This window comes from Marinobacter salicampi (assembly GCF_011074795.1).
Taxonomy (GTDB): domain Bacteria; phylum Pseudomonadota; class Gammaproteobacteria; order Pseudomonadales; family Oleiphilaceae; genus Marinobacter; species Marinobacter salicampi.
In genome coordinates this window covers 14,942-35,482 of record NZ_JAAMPF010000031.1, presented here as the reverse complement: position 1 = coordinate 35,482, position 20,541 = coordinate 14,942, and the positions used below count along the sequence as shown (strand labels likewise).

The 20,541-nt window shown below is 56.7% G+C and carries 20 protein-coding genes and 1 pseudogene; 7 read left to right on the top strand and 14 right to left on the bottom strand.

The window, feature by feature from the left end; genetic code table 11:
* Positions 1–65: 65 nt before the first annotated feature.
* The gene (locus G7W63_RS17265) at positions 66–770 is read right to left on the bottom strand and encodes an EcsC family protein (RefSeq protein ID WP_166261244.1); all 705 of its coding nucleotides are present in this window, start codon (positions 768–770) and stop codon (positions 66–68) included.
* Positions 771–1,218: 448 nt separating this feature from the next.
* On the opposite strand from G7W63_RS17265, the gene G7W63_RS17260 reads away from it, so the two are divergent.
* On the top strand, positions 1,219–2,049 hold the full coding sequence (locus tag G7W63_RS17260; RefSeq protein WP_166261241.1) for a formate/nitrite transporter family protein: 831 nt from the start codon (positions 1,219–1,221) through the stop codon (positions 2,047–2,049).
* Positions 2,050–2,101: 52 nt separating this feature from the next.
* Positions 2,102–3,820, top strand: coding sequence for a bifunctional protein-serine/threonine kinase/phosphatase (locus G7W63_RS17255; protein ID WP_166261238.1), 1,719 nt, complete (start codon positions 2,102–2,104; stop codon positions 3,818–3,820).
* Between the two features lie 12 nt (positions 3,821–3,832).
* Here the strand turns inward: G7W63_RS17255 and nfi are convergent, their stop codons facing one another.
* Together nfi and G7W63_RS17245 are read right to left on the bottom strand one after the other, a co-directional pair.
* Complete coding sequence (gene nfi / locus G7W63_RS17250) at positions 3,833–4,534, bottom strand: deoxyribonuclease V (RefSeq protein WP_166261236.1); 702 nt, start codon at positions 4,532–4,534, stop codon at positions 3,833–3,835.
* 161 nt (positions 4,535–4,695) lie between these two features.
* Positions 4,696–4,884 carry a CsbD family protein gene (locus tag G7W63_RS17245; RefSeq protein WP_166261234.1) on the bottom strand — a complete coding sequence of 63 codons (189 nt, stop codon included), beginning with the start codon at positions 4,882–4,884 and terminating at the stop codon, positions 4,696–4,698.
* A gap of 321 nt (positions 4,885–5,205) precedes the next feature.
* On the opposite strand from G7W63_RS17245, the gene G7W63_RS17240 reads away from it, so the two are divergent.
* The 3 genes from G7W63_RS17240 to G7W63_RS17230 all read left to right on the top strand — a co-directional run bounded on the left by G7W63_RS17240 (position 5,206) and on the right by G7W63_RS17230 (position 8,140).
* Positions 5,206–6,327 carry a phospholipase D-like domain-containing protein gene (locus G7W63_RS17240; RefSeq protein ID WP_166261232.1) on the top strand — a complete coding sequence of 374 codons (1,122 nt, stop codon included), beginning with the start codon at positions 5,206–5,208 and terminating at the stop codon, positions 6,325–6,327.
* 247 nt (positions 6,328–6,574) lie between these two features.
* Complete coding sequence (locus G7W63_RS17235; protein WP_166261230.1) at positions 6,575–7,582, top strand: SDR family oxidoreductase; 1,008 nt, start codon at positions 6,575–6,577, stop codon at positions 7,580–7,582.
* A 180-nt stretch (positions 7,583–7,762) separates the two neighbouring features.
* Positions 7,763–8,140 carry a DUF3135 domain-containing protein gene (locus G7W63_RS17230; RefSeq protein WP_166261228.1) on the top strand — a complete coding sequence of 126 codons (378 nt, stop codon included), beginning with the start codon at positions 7,763–7,765 and terminating at the stop codon, positions 8,138–8,140.
* Here G7W63_RS17230 and G7W63_RS17225 read toward each other — a convergent pair.
* Positions 8,108–8,776 carry a DNA-3-methyladenine glycosylase I gene (locus G7W63_RS17225; protein WP_166261226.1) on the bottom strand — a complete coding sequence of 223 codons (669 nt, stop codon included), beginning with the start codon at positions 8,774–8,776 and terminating at the stop codon, positions 8,108–8,110. The two genes, G7W63_RS17230 and G7W63_RS17225, sit on opposite strands and share 33 nt — an antisense overlap.
* An 81-nt stretch (positions 8,777–8,857) precedes the next feature.
* Here G7W63_RS17225 and G7W63_RS17220 point away from each other — a divergent pair, with 81 nt between their 5' ends.
* Positions 8,858–9,037 carry a DUF2897 family protein gene (locus G7W63_RS17220; RefSeq protein ID WP_166261224.1) on the top strand — a complete coding sequence of 60 codons (180 nt, stop codon included), beginning with the start codon at positions 8,858–8,860 and terminating at the stop codon, positions 9,035–9,037.
* A 33-nt stretch (positions 9,038–9,070) separates the two neighbouring features.
* On the opposite strand, the pseudogene G7W63_RS20050 reads toward G7W63_RS17220, so the two are convergent.
* From G7W63_RS20050 to G7W63_RS17180, 8 genes and pseudogenes are all read right to left on the bottom strand, one after another.
* Positions 9,071–9,211 (bottom strand): annotated as a pseudogene (locus G7W63_RS20050) (SDR family oxidoreductase); the annotation flags it as partial.
* 50 nt (positions 9,212–9,261) lie between these two features.
* Positions 9,262–10,065 carry an alpha/beta fold hydrolase gene (locus G7W63_RS17210; protein WP_166261220.1) on the bottom strand — a complete coding sequence of 268 codons (804 nt, stop codon included), beginning with the start codon at positions 10,063–10,065 and terminating at the stop codon, positions 9,262–9,264.
* Positions 10,066–10,277: 212 nt separating this feature from the next.
* The gene (locus G7W63_RS17205; protein WP_166261218.1) at positions 10,278–11,774 is read right to left on the bottom strand and encodes an amidohydrolase family protein; all 1,497 of its coding nucleotides are present in this window, start codon (positions 11,772–11,774) and stop codon (positions 10,278–10,280) included.
* 21 nt (positions 11,775–11,795) lie between these two features.
* Positions 11,796–13,304: an FAD-dependent oxidoreductase gene (locus tag G7W63_RS17200; RefSeq protein WP_166261216.1), complete on the bottom strand. Its 1,509-nt coding sequence runs from the start codon at positions 13,302–13,304 to the stop codon at positions 11,796–11,798.
* Positions 13,305–13,543: 239 nt separating this feature from the next.
* Entirely contained in the window at positions 13,544–14,293 is a 750-nt protein-coding gene (locus tag G7W63_RS17195; protein ID WP_166261214.1) for an SDR family oxidoreductase, read from the bottom strand.
* 25 nt (positions 14,294–14,318) lie between these two features.
* Positions 14,319–15,440, bottom strand: a complete 1,122-nt coding sequence (locus G7W63_RS17190) for an alkene reductase (protein ID WP_166261212.1) — start codon at positions 15,438–15,440, stop codon at positions 14,319–14,321.
* A gap of 67 nt (positions 15,441–15,507) precedes the next feature.
* Complete coding sequence (locus G7W63_RS17185; protein WP_166261210.1) at positions 15,508–16,095, bottom strand: TetR/AcrR family transcriptional regulator; 588 nt, start codon at positions 16,093–16,095, stop codon at positions 15,508–15,510.
* A gap of 90 nt (positions 16,096–16,185) precedes the next feature.
* The gene (locus G7W63_RS17180) at positions 16,186–16,683 is read right to left on the bottom strand and encodes a TspO/MBR family protein (protein ID WP_166261208.1); all 498 of its coding nucleotides are present in this window, start codon (positions 16,681–16,683) and stop codon (positions 16,186–16,188) included.
* Between the two features lie 177 nt (positions 16,684–16,860).
* Between G7W63_RS17180 and G7W63_RS17175 the strand changes: the two genes are divergently transcribed.
* Entirely contained in the window at positions 16,861–17,193 is a 333-nt protein-coding gene (locus tag G7W63_RS17175) for a thioredoxin family protein (protein ID WP_166261206.1), read from the top strand.
* Positions 17,194–17,198: 5 nt separating this feature from the next.
* On the opposite strand, the gene G7W63_RS17170 is transcribed toward G7W63_RS17175, so the two are convergent.
* Both G7W63_RS17170 and G7W63_RS17165 read right to left on the bottom strand, forming a co-directional pair.
* Positions 17,199–19,229, bottom strand: coding sequence for a methyl-accepting chemotaxis protein (locus G7W63_RS17170; RefSeq protein WP_166261204.1), 2,031 nt, complete (start codon positions 19,227–19,229; stop codon positions 17,199–17,201).
* A 334-nt stretch (positions 19,230–19,563) separates the two neighbouring features.
* A complete protein-coding gene (locus tag G7W63_RS17165) occupies positions 19,564–20,529 on the bottom strand; it encodes a tRNA dihydrouridine synthase (protein WP_166261202.1) in 966 nt (321 codons plus the stop codon).
* Between the last annotated feature and the right edge of the window lie 12 nt (positions 20,530–20,541).

The window sequence follows — 20,541 nt, the reverse complement described above, 5'->3', positions numbered from 1 at the left end:
GTTCCGACCCGAAAGACGTCTCCCTCGCCACTTACACTAGTCGCTTTGATACCTCTTGTAATGTGTCATTGAATCATACGGTTATGATCAGTGGTCCAAGCCCTTCCATAAGCCTCCCTGAATAGGTCAATCATTGTCTCGGCAGCGCTTTTAGCAAATGCGTAATTCACGCCGGCACCGAAAACGCCGCCCACAACAGGCACCAACCGTGTCGCCCGCTTGGACGTCAGCTTGATGCTCAGTTTGCGCGCGATGGTCAGCATGATTTTAGCCACAGGCCCGGCCGACGCCCCGGCACTGCGCTTACCTGACAGACTGGTGGCCCAGAGAATCTGCTGCTTGAGGGTAGCCTGGGCGGCCGCATCGAGACCCAGAGACCTGAGGTAGATTTCCTGTGCCTGCTCCACTTGATGGGGGGCGTCCAGGTCGAACCCGTTAACAATAGCCAAACGCTGGTTAAGCCAATAGAGCTGTGCTGCAAGGTTTGCCAGATCCATGCCGCCCAGGGTAAAGGCGGTAACCGGGCCGCCAAAACCGGCGGCGGCTCCGCTGGTGGCGCAATACCGTGCCGCCTTTCGGGCATACTGCGCCATCAGCTCCTCAACTCGGTCGTATTGATTGCCCAGGCCCCTGAAGTCCTCAACGCCGGCAACATTGAGCCCGGCATCCCGGGCGTCCTGGTAGATCTCAGCCGGATCCACATCGAGAATGATCGATTTGACTTTCTCGACCCAACGATTCTCTTTTTGCTCTTTCCCTGATTTGGTCATTGCTCTCTCCTTGCCTAGAGACCGGTGACGCCGAGTGTACGTGCTCCGCCACAAGAGGCCCAAAGCATCGTTGAACTCAAATGGGGCGGACAGGCGAACCGGCGGCTCTTCTGTGTACGATGCTGGTGCGCGATACATTTTGCACCCATACCTCTACCTAGAACGATTCTCTATAGACGCTCTACGCTTTTGTTTTTAATTACCTTTCAAAATCACCAAAAACATAGGCACGACTGTTGCCTAGTTAAACCCAACATTAATCAACTGGGCAGCACTGACCCGACAATTTGAGCACATCTGGACAACGGCGTCCTCACCTTCCTGAAAGACAGGCCAGGTGCGGCGCCGTTTTTTTGTGGCTTGCGAAAGGCACAGTAGCGTCAATCACTGACCACGGCTGAACAGATATTGTGCAGTCCGAACATAAAATGAAAGAGGAAAACGAAACATGTCTTATTTGGTTCCGTCGGAATTCGTAACGAAGATGGTCGACGCTGGCGAATCCAAGATTCATATGTCCACCCGGGATACTTTGATCCGCTCCTTCATGGCAGGGGCCATTCTCGCTCTGGCTGCTGTCTTCGCCATTACCGTTGCCGTCGAGACAGGCAGCTTTCTGCTGGGTTCGGTGCTGTTCCCTGTGGGCTTCTGCATGCTGTACCTGATGGGCTTTGATCTGCTGACGGGAGTCTTCATGTTGACGCCCCTGGCCTGGCTCGACAAACGCCCCGGGGTGACGACCAACGGCATCCTCAGAAACTGGGGACTGGTATTCGTCGGTAATTTCGCTGGCGCCCTGACTGTCGCCTTCATGATGGCCTTTGTGTTGACCTATGGCTTCAATATTGATCCGGGCGCCGTTGGGGAGAAAATCGCCGGCGTTGGCGAGTCACGTACCCTGGGTTATGCAGAATATGGTGCTGCAGGCTGGTTCACCATTTTCCTGCGGGGCATGCTGTGCAACTGGATGGTCTCCATGGGCGTGGTCGGCGCCATGATTTCCACATCCGTAAGCGGCAAGGTTATCGCCATGTGGATGCCCATCATGCTGTTCTTCTTCATGGGCTTCGAGCACTCAGTGGTCAATATGTTCCTCTTCCCCTCCGGCATTATTCTTGGCGGGAGCTTCTCGGTCATGGATTACCTGATTTGGAATGAGATCCCGACGGTGCTGGGCAATCTTGTCGGCGGCCTGGCGTTTACCGGCCTGACCCTATACACCACCCATATCCGTACCGGCGCAAAGCGGGCTTCCGCTACCACCCGCGTTCCGGCCTGAGCACAGGAGCTTACCCAGGGCCCGGGCTGATGCCGGGGCTCTGGTCATTGCCATGAGCCGTTACCTCAAAGTCTCTGTCGGCCAGCATTCTGACAAAGGGCGCAAACCGGCCAACCAGGATTTCCTCGGCTGTTATCTGCCCAAGCCTTCCCAAGTCGGGCTCAAAGGCCTGGCTTTTGCCATGGCAGACGGGATCAGCAGCAGCGAGGTCAGCCACATCGCCAGCGAAACGGCGGTAAAGAGCTTTCTTGACGACTACTTCTGCACGTCTGAGGCCTGGTCTGTCAGGCATTCAGTGGAACGGGTAGTCACCGCTACCAACTCGTGGCTATATTCCCAGAGCCGCAATAGTCCGTACCGGTATGACAGGGATAAAGGTTATGTCTGCACCTTGAGCGCCCTGGTACTCAAGGCCCGCACAGGCTACGTCTTTCACGTCGGCGACACCCGCGTCTACCGGCTTCGGGGCAAAGCTCTGGAACAGTTGACCAACGACCACCGGCTATGGATCTCTCAGACGGAAAGTTACCTGAGCCGCGCGCTCGGGGTTGAGCCGCTGTTGGAGCTGGACCATCAGGCCTTGCCCTTGAGCGAGGGTGATATTTTCCTGCTGGCGACTGATGGCGTTTATGAACATACCGATACTGATTTACTTATCAGTAACATACAGGACAATTGTGATGATCTGGATGAAGCCGCCAGACGAATTGTCACGCAGGCATTCGAGCACGGCAGTGAAGACAATCTGAGCGTGCAGATTGTCCGTGTCGAAACCCTGCCACAGCCCCAGGCCAATGACCTCAACAGCCAGGTGGACCGACTGCCTTTTCCGCCCCTGCTGGAGCCACGCGTCCGGTTTGACGGTTATACGGTACTGCGGGAGCTCCACTCGTCCTGTCGCAGCCACGTGTACCTTGGGCTGGATCAGGAAACCGATACCCAGGTGGTGCTGAAAATTCCGTCCATCGACCTGAGGGACGATCCGGCCTACCTCGAGCAGTTCCTGATGGAGGAATGGATCGCTCGACGCGTCAACAGCGCCCATGTGTTGAAGGCGGGTGTTCAGACCCGCCAGCGCAATTTCCTGTATACCGTGACTGAATTCATAGATGGCCAGACCCTGGGCCAGTGGCTGACGGATAACCCTTCTCCGGATCTGGAAACAGTGCGGGGCATCGTGGAACAGATCGCCCGTGGCCTGTATGCGCTTCACCGGATGGAGATATTGCATCAGGATCTCAGGCTCGCCAATGTGATGATCGACACCACCGGAACCGTAAAGCTGATTGACTTTGGTTCAGCCCGGGTTGCCGGTGTTGTGGAGGCTTATCAAGTCGAAGAGGGCGCCATACCGGGTACAGCCTTGTATATGGCACCCGAGTACTTTCTGGGCGAAGTGGGTACGACCCGGTCTGACCTGTATTCCCTGGGGGTGCTCGCGTATCACATGCTGTCCGGGCGTTTCCCCTATGGCACCCAGGTCGCCAAGACCCGCACCGCTGCCTCCCAGCGCAGGCTGACCTACAGGTCAGTACTTGACGATGAACGGGAAATACCCTCATGGATCGATGAAACCCTGCGAAAAGCAGTACACCCTAACCCCGAAAAGCGCTACCAGGAACTGTCCGAACTGACGTTTGACCTGCGACATCCCAACAAGACCTTTCTGAACAGATCACGACCCCCCTTGCTGGAACGCAACCCCGTGCTGTTCTGGCAGGGAGTTTCAGCCATTCTGACGGCGGTCATTGCGGTTTTGTTGAGCCAGTAAGGCGTCGACGCATCAGGCGCCTGAAAGCTGCTCAAGTTGCTTCAGCCACTTCTGGCCCCGGGCTGATGCCACGCCATCGGCCCAACGGGTGGTCTCGGGAAGCCTGTAGCGGGTCGTACACGCCATCACATAATGCACCGCAGTCTGAAGGCTGATGCGATGCCCGGGGGAGACGATCAGGGGCTTAACGCCGGTACGGGTGCGTAATATGGCACCGATTTGCTCATCCCGGTCCATTAACGGCGTCCATTCACCCCTACCCTCGGGCACGGTCCCGTGGGTACCGGTCAGGCGGCTTTTGCCTACGCCGATGGCAGGCAGCCCCGTAAGCAATCCAGTGTGTGCCGCTACGCCCAGACGTCGGGGGTGCGCAATGCCATGGCCGTCGCACAGCAGGAGGTCAGGCTTATGGACCAGCTTCGCCAGGGCTTCGAGGATAACCGGGCACTCACGGAACGAGAGCAGTCCGGGAATATAGGGCATGGGCACCGGGAGTTTGGCTATTGCATAGTCAACCGGCACCAGGTCATCCAGACGAAGGACTACGATCGCCGCGCGAGCCGTGGCTTTGTTTTCGAAACCCACATCTACCCCCGCGACCGTCTTGATTTCGGGTAGATCATCTTCAAGAATAACGCGGGACGCCGCTTTTTTCTGTAAGGCGATGGCCTGGCGCGGCGTCAACCCGGCCCACTCTTCAGTGAGGTTATGCATCACGTGATCTGCTTCCGTCCGGTAATTCCTGATGTATAGCCGTAAACCAATTTCCCAAACAAAAAAGGAGCACTCAGCCATTTAGACTGAGGGCTCCTTCTTTATCGGAACAACTCTTCATCGGCACAACTGTGCAACTGAAAACCCGTTTGGCGTAAGTATCAACGCTGGCCAGACTTGACCGTATCCTTGACCTTGCCTTTGGTTTCCTTTGCATGACCCTTGGTGTTCTCGGCCTTACCTTCGGCCTCGGTCTGCTCATCATCAGTTGCCCGACCGGTCAATTCCTTCAATTTGCCCTTGATCTTATCAAGGGTGCCCTCTGCTTTATCCTGCTTGGGATCTTTCATACGTCCTCCTTGGATGTAGCCAATCTATAACTACAATTTGAGGCTATCAGTTAGCAGCAGGAGCACCAATTAACGATGCTTAATGGATAGCACGGATGGAGGGCACCTCCACCATCGAGGCGGTTTTCTGGCGCAGCAGGTTATGGATACGCGATATCAGGCCGACTCTCATCAATATTCCTCAAAAGCACATACCCGAGCTCTTCTGAACAACCGGATTGCAGCCGGGTGGCACGGGCAGGTAGCCTGATCGTGATACCGAACAGGGGCCAGGACCCGGGTACCTTGTGCGTTGAAAACCAACCCAGGCAGGATGCATCCATGCAGAATGTATGGCGCAACGGAAATTGCTTTGCACTCTTCCCCGAAAGCGACCGCTATTTACCGGAGCTGCTCACCAGCATCGATAATGCCTCCGAATCGGTACTTGTCGAACAATACCTGGTCGAGTCCGGAGAATTTACTGACCGCATTCTGGATGCCCTCATCCGGGCAGCAGGCCGTGGCGTTCATGTTCAGGTTCTTCTTGACCATGTTGGCAGCCAGGGATTCAGCCAGGCCGACCAGCGTCGGTTGACCTCTGCAGGTATAGCGCTCGCCTTTTTCAATCCCCTGTCCCGGATTCGCTGGTGCCATAACCTGAGACGGGACCATCGAAAACTGATGCTTATCGACAGGCGGGTAGCCTACACAGGGGGCGTCTGCTTTACCGACGAGTTCCTTGGCAGCTGGTATGATCTTCTGGTCCGTATAGAGGGGCCCGTAGTCAACGACTGGCTCCTCCTGTTCAGACGGCTGTGGAATTCTCCAGGTGTGAGGGGCCCGCACAAAGAGGTGTCGGCCTATAAAGCGACTGCGATCAGCGCCGCGCGCCCCCAGCACGAGAACATGCGTGGGCGGGTTATCTGGGGCCGGGGTCGCCTGCACCAGGCCATCAGATTTTCGCTCCAGGCCCAGATCAACCGGGCCAGGCGACGGGTGTGGCTATACACGCCCTATTTCATACCCACATTCAGCCTGCGCCAAAGTTTACAACAGGCAGCGCAACGGGGCGTCGATGTCCGTTTGCTGGTTGCGGGTAGAAATCATGATCACCCTACAGTACGTCATGCTGGCAGGAGCTATTACGGAAGACTGCTCAAAGCAGGCGTACGCATCTATGAATACCAGGCATCTTTTACCCACGCCAAGCTGTGCCTGGTCGATGACTGGTGCACCCTGGGCTCCTGTAATTTTGACCACTGGAGCCTGCGTTGGAACCTGGAAGCCAATCAGGAAGTGGACGACCGGCAGTTTGCCAGTGAGGTGGCAGCCACCTTCGAAAGTAATCTCTCCCGAAGTCAGGAAATCAGCTTTGCGTCCTGGCGAGAAAGATCAGTCACGCAGAAACTTCTGAGGCGGGTGCTGGGTACCCTGAGCGCCTGGATGACATTTATCCGATGAGCGTATTGCTCGTTCAGGGAGCAGGCCATAGCCCGAGAGCACAACCGCTCTGTATCCATTACCTGTAAACCGTAAATTTTGCCGACCTCCAGCCTAACGGACGGCCATCTATGGCCTGGCTGCGGGCCTGGCCTTCCGGCGCATATCTTGCATTTTTCATGACCAGGAACTCTACGCGACGGCCCGGCCTGTTCTTCAGGCAGGGTACGGCCCAGGAAAGTCACATCGTCGGAAAAGGAGAAGGCCCATGGCAAAGGGGATTTCGAACAAGGTGGTGGTAATAACAGGCGCTTCATCAGGTATCGGTTACGGCACCGCACTCAAGTGTGCCTCGGCAGGCGCCGCCCTGGTCTTGACGGCGAGACGCTCGGACGCACTGGAAGAAGTTTCACGGGAGTGCGCTGAAAAAGGTGCTGAGGTGCTGGTTGTGGCGGGCGACGTTGCAGACCTGCACCATGTTGAAGAGGTTGGCCGTAAAGCGATTGAAGAATTCGGGCGAATTGATGTCTGGGTCAACAACGCCGGGGTGGCTGCTTTCGGGCGACTGGAAGAGGTACCGTATCGGGATTACCGCAGGGTGATAGAAACCAATCTGTTTGGTTATATCCACGGCGCCCGGGTCGCCATTCCAGCATTTCGGGAGCAGGGACAGGGTATATTGATTAATGTCTCATCGGTGGTGGGCCATATTGGCGCCCCCTTCGCCAGCGCCTATTCCATCAGTAAGTGGGGCGTTGAAGGACTGACCGAGTCCCTGCGCATGGAATTGCAGGACGCTCCCGAGATCAAGATCTGTTCGGTACTACCCCCCTCCACCGATACGCCCTTTTTCAGCCACGCCGCGAACTTCAGTGGTCAGGCCATCAAACCCCTGGATCCGGTACACAGCACCGACCTGATTGTCGAAGCCATTGTTGATCTCATGAAAAACCCCAAACGCGAGGTGCTGCCCGGATCAGCAGCAAAGCAGCTCAATTTCCTGCGCAGCTTTGCGCCGTCCCTGGCCGAACGGCTATTCGGACCTATGGCAGAGCACAGGCATTTCCAGGACCGGCCGGCCCTCGACACTCACGGCAATGTCCATGAGCCGATCGACAGCCGGGTCAGTGTCGATGACGGCTGGCTTGAGTCATCGGCCACCTACACCAACCCCGGATACAGTCGCGAAAGAAGTGCTTTCATCGGAGCGGCCCTGCTTGGCCTTGGCATCAGTCTCGCGACTATAACAAGTATCCGCAACCACCAATCGGCCTGACAGGCCTCTGGCGTGCAGCGGGGTCGGGAGTGACTGCACGCCCGTGCAGTCACATCGGCACCCTCTCCCCAGGTGTTCATAGCTGCCTCCCACGCACCGATCCCAACAGAACTCGACATCAAGCCAAGGTAGCGCTAGGGTAAAGATAAGGATGAGTTAACTTTCAGGGAAGGAAAGTCTATGAAACAGCCATCATTCGAAGAGCTCGAGACACTAGCCTCGCAGGACCCCGCAGCTTTTGAAGCCCTCAGGGCCGAACTTATCGAAGATTGCATCCGCAGCGCGGGCCCGGCCAGCGAACGCCGCCTCAGGGGGCTACAATTCGTCATCGACTCCAGACGTCAGCTTGCACGCACCCCCCTGAAAGCCCTCATTGAGATCCAGGCCATGATGCATGACTCCCTGCAGCGTCTGAATCTTGCCCTACAGTCAGGATCAACCTCTGAGAGAGCTTCCGGCCGTGTCGTTCACCCGAAGTGGAGCTGGTCCCTTGTCCGGTCCGGGGATAAGCGCTCACGACCGTCTTCAGTCGCCCACCGTGAAGGAGAGAATGCGTGAGAGGTGGCTGTACGGCAGACCTGTCTCCTGGTGCCAGGTGTTGAAAGCCTGTTGCGCCTGCCTGAGTGCCTTCCTGGTGCCAGGCGTGGCGTCCAGGAGCTGCTCTCGCTGCAAGCCGGCTATCACATCAGACGACAGGATGAAGCCGTCCCATCCGACCCGACGAAGAAAATACTGAGCGGTGTTTCCCCCCAGCCGCGCGCCGTTCCACTTGAGCCAGAGCAGCAAACCCGCCTGGTCATCGGACGGCCATGAGTCGAGAAACTCCCCGAAACTTCCGTGCTCTCGGCCAGCCCCGACAATCATCCTCGCGTTGCCGGGCACCGTCCGGATCTTCTGCATGTTCCGCACAATACGCTCATCCTGCAGCAGGTTCTCAAGCACCTCCGGCGACACCTGTTGCCAGTACAGGGGAATAAAGCCTTCAAAAGCGGCCTCAAAGCCGGGCCATTTGTTATCGATCACGCGCCAGACAAAACCAGCCTTGAAGACACAGCGAGTCACTTCCGAGAGGTAACGATCGTCTCCTGTGGATGTCAGCTGCTCTGCCTGGGCTACCGGAGGCAAAAGGTCTTTCATGGCAGCCTCTCCACCCTTGCGGACGATGGCCTGTTGATAAATGCTGGCAAAAGACATGAGCGGGTTCCGAAGTTACTTGAACGGCTGAGGCGCTGTGATCCACTATAAAGGAAACCCAACTCTGCGTGGAGTCCACTTATGCCGGCTATCGGATGGCTCTTTCTACTTTTCGCCCTGGCACTGATACTTGGAAGTCTTTTTATGCTTCGGGATTCCAGCAACAGCATGCCCATCTCCAAGAAAAAGATGGATAAGATCCGCAAGCGCAAAGCAGAAGTTGAAGCCGACGAGAAAAAGGAAAACGAAGACAAGTGGTAAAGATATGTAAGAGAAAGAAGTTACCGCTACAACTTAAGCCCCACCCATAGCATCAATAAAGCTGCCGGTGACAAACGAACTGTCGTCACCCGCCAGCCAGTATATAGTTCGTGCAATCTCCTCCGGCTGTCCGCCTCTTTGCATGGGTATCTTCGGCTTCAGCCCGTCCACCCTGCGCAACCTTGCCCATGACGGTTCCTTAGTTAACAAGAATGTCTGAAAAACTAGCCGGTAGGCGCCTGCGTCATGTTCCATTGGGCCGCAAAATCGGAGATTAGGTCCAGCACGCGATCGGGCTGCTCCCTATGCGGCACATGCCCGCAGTTTTTCATGACTTCCAGACGGGACGGCCCAGCTGCATGGTCGACAATCCGCCTCGGAATGGCCAGGGACGAGAACTCATCCTGGTCGCCGTGTATCACCAGTGCCGGGCATGAAATATTGCCCAGATAAGAATCGAGTTGCCATGCAGCAAAGGCCGGTGATCGCCAGACCCCGTTCCAGGCGTCCAGTACCCACTGAGCCTTAGTTCCATGGTAGCGAACCAGCTTGCCCAACTGTGCCGGGTCTTCAAATGCTCTGGTCGCTACAACTATGCCATCCAGCGTACGTTGCTCAACAAAAGACTGGGCCGCTTCCGTTATCACCATTTCACAGTCTGGCCCATGGGTTGCCGCGATCATGAGCGCCATGGCACCGCCAACACTGTGCCCGAGTACCGAAAACTGCCTGATTCCCAGGGCGTCCCTCAAGGCAGGAAAGTACAAGTCCCCTTCCTCAGCTATGAAATCCAGCGATGGCAAGCCTTGCCGTGCAGAGGACCGGCCGAAACCCAGCCGGTCATAGGCGATGACTTCCCGTCCGAGCTTACGGGCCAGTGCCTCAGGAAAATCGCGCCAGAGGTCAACGCAGCCCAGGGAGTCATGCAGGAGAATCAGCGGCGACAGGGTCTCTGGCCCTTCCGGCTGCCAACGGCGGACAAAAGCACTGCCGGCGGGCATTTCCACAAATTGTTCTTCTACTCTCATGGGTATTCCGGATCGGATGGGTATTCGGTCATGCAGGGTCATTGTGAATCTGAGAATGCGGTAATGCCAGCCATCAGCCATAAAAAAACCGGGAAGGGTCCCGGTTAAAGATCGAACAGCACAACAAACATATCGTCTCAATTGCACATGCTATGGGTATTGCGTGACAGAAGAGTGACAGATGCAGCTTTTCCCCCTGAAGATGAACCGGATCAACTGCGCCTGACATAGCCGTAGGCGCGGTTGCTGCGTTCACCGCCGTTTCGCCTGTATTCAGCTTTCAACCGGGCGAGTTTATCCGATGCGGGAGCCATGACCTTTTGATGGTCAAGACCATAAAGCCGGGCACTGTTGGTGCCGAAGATCCTGGTCTTGACTGGTCCGTCAGCCGGGCCCAGCTCAGCGAAGCCGTGTTTTCTTCGCATGTCTTCAGGAATCTCCAGGCGGCGAAACGCCTCAATCTGCCACTGGGGAGAGCCGTACCATATCGAATCCGTACCCCATACAACCCGCTCCGGACCCATATCACGGATCAGTATGCCGACAATGGCGGCCGCCAGCCTCGGATGGGTCACAGCCGCGTGGGCAAAGGTAGCGCCAAGGTCGGCGTAGACATTGTCCAGACCGTGCTTGCCCGGCATTTCGGCCAGATCGCTCACCCAGTCGATACGCCCGGTCCGTTCGAAATGGCTCAGGGCAGCATCAGGCGAGCCTCCCACATGGCGATAGCCAGAGTGGTAGATGAGAAAATTCAGGCCGGGCCAGTCCCTGGCCGCCTTGGGAACGTCGTTGACCTTTGCGTATTCCAGCAGATGAGGCCACTTTTCCTCGGCGCTGGGTGGAAACAGCCCCTTGTGGACACAAACATTGCGGATGCCGGCCCTGTCCATTTTCTCGTAACCCCGATAGGTCACTTTTTCGTCGTCGAGCCGCCAGGGCCAGGAAGACTCGTCCTTGTGGGTATTGTCGCCAATGGTGTAGCCCTTCCAGGAATCGGGCTGATGCTCTTCTATGGCCCGATCCATATCCTCTAGCCAGCCCGGCTGACCTGGCGTGAAAATGGCGTGGCTGAAAAGGCGCTTCGAACCGGCAAACTCGTTAACCCGGTCCCGAGCCGCGGCGATCTGGCCATTGGTGAGAAACCAGTCTTCGGGAATGTCTGAGGGGGCGCCGCTTAACAGGGCAATCTTGGTATCACTGTCGAGGTACATTTCCTTGATGTAGTTCTCGAACTTGAGGTACTCAAGGGTCTGGTCCTTCTCGGCCAGTTCCGGGTTCTTGCTAATACCGGTATTCTCGCGGATCCGGACGAAACTCACCAGATTCGTGTCATCACGTAGAAAGTGAGAGTGATCATCAAAGATAAACTGACCGGCCAGGCCCTCCTCCCGCTCATCGGCAAAAGCCTGATCCATGATTTCACGATCATCTACCTCGAACGTCTGGCCGTACACCTTGTTCATGACCGCAAAGGCGGCCGCCATTCCCGAGGCGCTGCGCAGGAAACTACGGCGGCTCATATGGCGCAGGGGAGCAACCTTGTCCACAAGGGCGGTCAGGCGACGCTCATAGTTTTTCTGCTGCTCGCTCTGGCGGGCAGGAAAAAACTCACCATTGGAAATGTTATTGCTGGGTAGTGGAGAGTCAAAGCCCTGCCTTTCGGCACCTTCGAGCCTGTGACGCTCCTTGTCGTCAATGAACTCTCCCATGGTTTGTCCTCCCTGTGGGCTTTACTTTTGCTCTTCCGGTGCAATCCGTTTTTCAAGGGGATGGTATGCCGGCCCCTCAATCACCGCGCCATCAGTGCTGAACCGGCTGCCATGGCAGGGGCAGTCCCAGGTGGTGTCGGCGGCATTCCAATGCACATGACATTTCATATGAGGACAGATACCGGAGACTACCGAGCAGTCTCCGTCGCTGTTCCGGTATACCGCGAGTCGCTCCCCATCCAGGGAGACCACCTTGCCCTGGCCCGGTTCCACATCGCTCAGCGCCTCGATCTTCTCAGGATTCAGGAAGTCCTTGACCATGTGCTTGGACACTTTCACGTTTTCTTCCGTCCAGCCTTTCATGGACTTGACCGGCGTAAAGCGACGGGCATCGAATCGTTTGCTCCAGCGGTTGTCCCTGACCTGGACAAGGTCGCTGATGATCATGCCCGCCAGCGTGCCCCAGACCAGGCCATCGGCTCCGAAGCCGGTTGCCACATAGGCTTCGTCAAGGCCATGCATCCGGCCGATGTAGGGCAAGCCATCCGCAGAACTGAACTGCTGGGCTGACCACTCATGCTCAAAACTCTTAACGTCGAAGTGCTTGCTGAGATAGTCGCGAAGATTATCGTAATAGCCCCGCCCCAGCTTGCCTTCACCAACCCCGTGTTTCTCGCCAATGGCCATCACATAGTGATCCTCGCCATAACGGTAGCTTCTTACCGAATGGAAGGATCCCAGCGCCCAGAAGATCCCTTCAGGAGCACCCGTGGCGTCGACTTTAGCGCTGACGCCGTATTCCCGGGAGGGCACCATGCCCGTCTGCAGCAGGCTGATCCCTTTCGGCGTATGGGTCGCATGAACGATTGACCTCGCCTTGACGGACGCGAGGTCCGTTTTGACTTCGTTGCCGTCATAATCAATGTCCCTGACCGGACTGTGCTCATAGATCGCAACCCCAACAGAGCTGGCTGCGCGGGCAAGACCCTGAACATAGAGCAGAGGATTGAACTGGGCCTGGTCATCCAGTTTCAGCCCTTTACTGACCCTGAAACCGGGCAGGTCCTCTTTGATTTCGTTAACCTCAAGCCCTGCGCTTTTTAGCGCATCCATTTCTTCATCCAGGGATTTGGCCAGTTTGCGGTTGCTTTCAGTGAGGAACCGGTAGAGCGGACGGCGGCTGAACTGGCAGTCAATGCCAAAGCGTTCGGTGAGATTTTCAATCAGGTCCACGGCCTCACTGCGGGACTGGACAACGTCGGTCGTTACTTTGTCGCCCCATTTATCGCGAACGGTGGCAATGCCCTTGGCAAGGGTGCTGTAGAGATTACCGGTGGAGTAACCACTGTTGCCTTCCCCAACACGGCCCGCCTCAAGCAGAACCACGTGCTTGCCCGCTTCAGCCAGTTGCAGCGCCACCGTCAGGCCAGTGATACCGCCTCCGATAACCGCAACGTCGGTTACAAGGGAATTGGTCAGCTGTGGGTATTTCGGGTTCTCGCTGACAGCCAGTTTCCATACCGCGTCCATAACCCCTCCTTAGGTTCGAATCGTCTTGTGAATACCATAAAAGATCGGCAGCGCAGATCACCGCTGCTGCTACTGTTGTAACCAATTGAGGCGCCCGCGGACTAATTACGAAGCAGTAATGTTGAGGTGGCTGGAGGACGTGTTGCGGAACTTCTTGGGAAATGGCGAGTGTGGGCTGCAAGGCATCGCTAAACCGGGCATCGACCGAACAGAAATGGCCGATGCCCTAAAGCTCTGGCTTAAAGTTCCTGGGCGGTGGGCCGCAGGATGATTTCATTGATATCCACGTCGTGGGGCTGCTCGATCGCATAGACAATGGCACGGGCTACCGCGTCTGCATCGATGGCCACTTTGTAGAGATCTTCCGCGGCCTTGGCGGCGTCCGGGTTGGTGATCGTAGTGGTCAGTTCGGTCGCAACCGCCCCTGGTGAGATATTGGTACTGCGGATCTCCTCACCGGCCTCCATACGCAAGCCTTCAGACAGGGCTTTCACCGCGTACTTGGTTGCGCAGTACACAGCCGCGCCCGGAAACAGCTTGTGGCCGGCTACAGAGGAAAGATTGATCACGTGGCCGCTGTGCTGCTCCCGCATGGTGGGCAGAACGGCTGCAATGCCATACATTACACCCTTGATATTGACGTCGACCATCTGCTCCCATTCGTCCACTTTCAGGGCATCAAGGGGCGCCAGGGGCATGAGCCCGGCATTATTGATCAATACATCGATGCGGCCGAATTTGTCCTTCGCCGCTTTCGCCAGGGATTCCACCTGCTTGCGGTCGGTGACATCCGTTACCTGATAGATGGCCTCCCCATCTTTGGCAGTCAGCTCTTCGGCCAGCGATTTCAGACGATCTTCCCTGCGTGCACCCAGCACCAGTTTTGCACCGCGGTCCGCAAGACGGCGGGCGGTGGCTTCGCCGAGGCCACTGCTTGCCCCTGTGATAATGACGACCTTGCCGTTTACCGGATCATTGCTGTTGCTCATAATAAATCTCCTTTAATATTTTAAATCAGGCTGTTGTGCGGGTTTCTTCAAGTGCCGGGTAATCCGTATACCCATGCTCATCGCCGCCATAAAATGTGCTGTCATCCCATTCATTCAGAGGCGCGCTCTTACGGAAGCGGGTCGGAAGATCCGGGTTGGCAATAAACGGACGACCAAAGGTGACCAGGTCACAACGACCTTCCCCGATACGCTTGCGGGCCTCTTCTGCGGTATAGGCGCCATTGGCGATATAGGCGCCCTTGAAGCCCGCCTGGATGGCGTCAATGACTTTTTCCGGGCGGCCATCGGCGTGATTGCCCTGGAAGGAATCCTCTACTACCTCCATGTAGGCAATACCCAGATCATTCAACCGGCTCGCGAAGGCCCCGAAGGTTTCTACCGGGTCTTCGTCATACATATCGTTAAAGCTGCCTGTCGGACTGATCCGGATACCCACCTTGTCCTTGCCCCAGACCCCGATTACGGCTTCCATAACCATCAGGGGCAGGCGCATCCGGTTTTCTACTGAGCCACCGTACTGATCGGCCCGATGGTTGCTTCCGCTCTTGAGAAACTGGTCCAGCAAGTAGCCGTTGGCGGCGTGTACTTCCACACCGTCGAAGCCGGCGTCTTTGGCATTCTGCGCGCCCTGGCGAAATTGCTCGACAATGTCCGGTATTTCCGATGCCTCGAGCGCCCGTGGTTCGGGAATCTCGACCATGCCGGAGTCGGCACTGATAAAGGTTTTCGCGCCCTCCGGCTTGATGGCCGAAGGCGCCACCGGTTTATTGCCCCCGGGCTGCAGTTCAGTATGGGAAATACGACCCACATGCCATAGCTGCAGGTGTATACGTCCACCGGCCATATGGACTGCGCCCGTCACCTTGCGCCAACCCTCGATCTGTTCGGCGGAATGAATACCGGGTGTGAAGGCATAGCCCTTGCCCTGTGGCGAAACCTGGGTGGCTTCACTGATGATGAGGCCGGCACTGGCGCGCTGCTGGTAATACTCAGCATTCATGTCATTGGGAATATCCCCTGGCTGGCTGGCTCGCGACCGTGTCAATGGTGCCATGAGCACACGGTTAGGCAGAGTCATGGACCCCAGTTCGCATGGTTTGAACAGCACATCGTTGGCGTTGCTCATTCGTTGCTCTCCTTGCTGTATTAAACAAAATTTATTAGACCAGTCTACTAGTATCCAGTGAAAAAAGTCAGCCGACGCCAAGGCATTGCCGGAAGAATACCCGGACAAATCGCTCCATGGGCTCTGTAGACTTCAGCACCTTGGCTCTCAGAATTGCACCTTCCCAACCCGACAACAGAAAGCTGGCAACGTCGGACGAGTTGACTGAATCATCGATATCCCCGGACTGGCGCGCTTCCTCGATACATCGCTCAAAGCGTTTCTCCCAGCTCTGAAAAACCGTATCCAGCCGCTTCCGGAAGTCCTCGTTCTGCCCTGCCAGTTCCTGGCCCAGGTTTCCGATCAGGCACCCACGGGTGTACTCACAACCGGTCATGGTCTCCAGACCTGTGTCGAAATAAGCTCTCAAGCGATCAACGCCCGAGCGGCTGGTATCATTCAGGATCTGATCAAGTTTGACGTCATATTCCTCGGCAAAGGTTTCTATGACTGCCAAACCAAAATCGTGCTTGCTATTGAAATAGTGGTAGAACGACCCTTTGGGTACACCAGCTTCCGTCAACACGGCATTGATGCCCGTGGCACCAAAGCCTTTTTGCCCGATCAGATCTGCACCGATCTGAATGATGTGATTGCGAGTGTCGTTGGATGCCATGACAGCTATATTAGACCGGTCGGCTAGTGACGTCAACGAGCCGCCCCTTACACACTGGTAACAGGCCTTACTTACAGCTTCAATCCAGCCTCACCCCAACATCTGCGGATTGAGCTGCCATACCGAATAATTGAGAGTGCCAGCGAACGTGACCCAGAGCAGGTACGGAACCAGCGCCAGACCGGCCAAAGGACTGATTCGCCAAAACGCCACCACGGTAGCGACGATCAGTAACCAGAGCAGGACAAGGTCTGCCATGGCAAGGGCGCCGAGGTGCCAGCCAAAAAATAACCAGCTCCACAGGGCGTTGAGCACAAGTTGAATAAGGAAAAGCGTAAGCGCGCTCCTGGCAGAAGGGAATCCGCTGGAACGCCACACCTGCCAGGCTGCGAGCCCCATCAGCAGATAAAGTGAGGTCCAGACCGGACCGAAGACCGAGGCCGGCGGTGCCCATTCCGGCTGCCTGAGCTGGGCATAGAACTGATCTGCCTGAATCGAAGCTATTGCCCCGGTCCCGGCCGCGACAAAAACAACAACAAGCCAGCCTACAAGGCCAAGAAACTGCTTTGGTTTGGTATAGGGCGACATGAGATGCTCCGAGTGGGGTGACCTCAGCTAGGCCATTAAACGGTCCGGGCTTGGCGCATCGACTGCCAACCGATGCAATAACCTTTTACACTGGGTCTGCAGACCCGCTTTCAAACGCCGGGTTGCCGACGTAACGAAAACCAGAGTTCAAACCAGAAATCCAACACGGAGGTTATCATGAGTGCAAACCAGGCCTACAGCGCTGACGCTCCAAGCCGCTCTGAGCTCGACCAGACCCCAGGCCCCCTGGTGGTTGAATTTGGTACTGACTGGTGCGGCCACTGCCGGGGAGCACAGCCGTTGATCGAAGAGGCACTCGCCGGCCATCAGAGCGTAAAACATTTGAAAATCGAGGATGGCAAGGGCCGGAAGCTTGGCCGGAGCTTCAAGGTCAAACTCTGGCCAACGCTTGTTTTCATGCGTGACGGAGAAGAGCTGGCCCGCGTGGTCCGCCCGGGCAGTGCCCGGGACATTTCGGATGCCCTGGACCGGATTGTTACTCCGGCCTGAAGCCTTTATTCAGCACCCTGCCGGGCGGCCCCAATTTTAAATTCGTGGGCCAGCTCCTGCAGTTGCCTGGCGAGTCTCGCCTGCTCATCGGTCACCAAGCTTATCTCCTGAGATCCTGTCAGGGCCATGTTGGCTGATTCATTCACGGCCTCCATGTTCCGGGACAGGTCCTTGGTGACTGAGACCTGCTGATCAGATGCGGTGGCAATATGGCCAGCCATCTGTGAAATGGAACCCACATCATTGAGGGTCTCGGCAAAGGTCCGCTCCAGCTCAGACGCACGCTCGCTGGTATCGTTCGCCAATGCGTAGCTTGCCTTCATGGCGCGGCCAGCATTGCCTGTCATTTCCTGGAAGCCTACGATGATGGCTTCTATATCAGTGGTGGACTTGTGGGTTTGCTGGGCCAGCGTGCGTACTTCGTCGGCCACCACCGCGAACCCCCTGCCCTGATCCCCAGCGCGGGCCGCTTCGATGGCAGCGTTCAGAGCCAGCAAGTTGGTCTGCTCTGCGACCTGGCGGATCACATGTATGACGTCGCTAATGGAGCCACTGCGCACTTCCAGCTCTGCAATCACCGAATTCACATCCTTAACGGACTCAGCCAGATCATGAATGCTCTGAAGGCTGTTCTTCAAAACCCTTTCGCCTGCCTGGCTTCGCTCCATGGCGCTATTGGCGGCGTCGGCTACCTGCTGGGTATTGCGGGAGATTTCCTCTGAGGTGGCTGACATCTGCAAGGTTGCGCTGGCCACTTGGGTAATCTGCTGCTGCTGAAACTGAATATGTCCGCTGTTTTGATCGGCCGTGGCGCTTGTCTGTGTGGTAGCCCTGGCTAACTGGACACTGGCTTGGTCTATCTGCAGCAGAGCGTCGCCGAAATGCCGGTAGAGCTCATTGATAGCGGCGCTGATCGTGCCGATTTCATCTTTCGATGATACCTCGATGGGGTGTGTGAGGTCTTTATTCTCCATAGCCTGGCGCACCCCCGTCAGTAACTGGCGAACCTGATGATTAATCGAACGGATAATCAGCAACATCAATACCAGGGCCACTGAAATCGATACCAAAGCGATAACGGCATGAGTGATCAAACGCTGCCGGGTTGCAGCAAGCGCTTGTTGGGCCAGACCGGAGATCTGCATCAGCATGGACGCGCGCACCTTGTTCAACGCCTCGATGCGATCACTGGCCACAGCAAACCAGGTATCTGCCTCCAGCCCGTAGAGCCCGGACGGGCTTTTGAAAAGCGTGTCCCGCTGGGCCTGAAGGGCCAAGTTGGCCTCACCGGCGAGAAGATCTTCAATACTTTGGCGCATGAACGAGTCTTGCGGAAGCATAGCCTGCGCCGAGGCAAAAAACGCCTGCTGATGACCGTAAAGAGTGGCAAGCTCCTGGGCCGCCGGCACATCGAAACTACCGCGACGAATCAGGCTGGAGCCAGCAGCCCGTTCCAGCCCCGCCTTCTCGGCAGCCTCAGCCAGCACATAGTAGGCGTTCACCTGACGGGTCAGTTCAGCATCAGTGGAGCGCCGGATAATCAGCGGAATACGACTGATCAGCTCCCGGATCAGGCCGGTGTAACTGCCAGTTGCCTCCACGGCATCCACCTGACGCGCAACCGTGTTTTCGCGAAGGCTTTGCAGCTGATCCATTTTGCTGTCAAAAGCCACCACGTTATCCCGTATTTCCGCATCAAGCCGGTCGTCCCTCAGCAGGCTCTCGATCCGGTGCCGGTAGGCTGACAAACGGGCATCGGTATCCTCGTGTTGGGCAATTAGCTCACGGGTCGCCTTCTCCGGATCGAAGCGACTGGCGAAGAAAACCACTGAGCGGTCACGCTCTTTCTGCAGGGCTTCCACAAGCGGGTCACCGATGTCCGCCAGGGCAACCATCTTCTGCAGTTCGTGCATATGGCTGAGATCCTGGGCATTGCGGGCATAGCTCTCAAGAGCAAAATAACTCACGACAACCAACGCGGGTATTACCAGGGCAAGCAATTTGCCGCGCATGGAAAGATTGTTTATCAAGCTCATAGGCCAGGCTCACTCCTTTCATTGTTTTTATAGTCGCGCTCCGGCTCCCGTGGGACGGCTGCCCTATCGTTTTTGGGCACGACAGATATGAAACCCAGCAAACAATGGGCCTGTTTTTGATTATGTATTTAATTCATACAGATGGAATAAGGGATTGACTGGGAGCACCGGCAGTAATGTCCGAGTTTCCACACAGAAAAAGAGGAAAAAGAGCCTGACCGGGCTGCAAAGCATGCGGAGCACGGTCGTAACGGGGCTGTCCGACCGATCGGACAATGTCCAGAATTACAGACAGGGGGGAAGCGCTCCCAAAGCTTTAGACGCTGACAGATTATCAGGCCGCTTCTCGCTTCGCACCGACCTCGACCAGGCACTTGAACAGGGTCTCAGCATCGCGGAGTTTCCGCGCCTGTGGCCAGACAGCCTCGGCTTCGGCAAATCCCCTGCGAAGGTAGTTCAGCCATTGCTTCACCCGGCCGCAGACGTATTTATCATCCAGGTGACCCTGAAGTACGTGACCATAACCTTTTACCAGTGCCACGGCTTCCAGCCACGTCATGGGGGTGTGACTTTCACCCTTCTGGCTGGCTTTTATGCAGGCGGCAAGGTCCGGGCGTGAGATGAGTCCACGGCCGATCATGACGTCTTCGCAGCCGGTCACTTTCCGGCAGCGCCAATAATCCTCAACAGTCCAGATATCGCCGTTGGCGATAACCCGCGCGGATACCGCCTCGCGAACCAGGGCGACCTCTTCCCAGTATGCGGGAGGTTTATAGCCATCGGCCTTGCTGCGGGCGTGGATGACAATCTCGGCAGCACCGGCGGCTTCCAGAGCATGGCCACAGGCAATGCCCATGGAACGATCGAGGTAACCAAGCCGCATCTTGGCGGTAACGGGAACGTGAGCCGGGACCGCCTGACGGACAGCACGGGTAATCTGGTAGACCAGCTCGGGTTCGTCCAAAAGCACCGCCCCACCCTTGTGTTTATTGACGGTCTTGGCAGGGCAGCCAAAGTTGATGTCCACCCGGGGTGCGCCCAGCTCTGCCGCCCTCGCACCGTGGAGGCCCATCTGAACCGGGTCTGACCCCAGTAACTGCACAGCCACAGGTATGCCGGTACTGGTGTGGCACCTGTTGTGCAGTTCCGGCGCGAACTTGTAGAAGATACGGGGCGGCAACATGCCGTGGGTCACCCTTATGAATTCCGTTACGCACCGATCGATGCCCCCGACCTGGGTCAGGGACTCACGAATGGGTGAATCCACCAGACCCTCCATGGGGGCCAGAATAATGCGCATCGGATCGTCTCG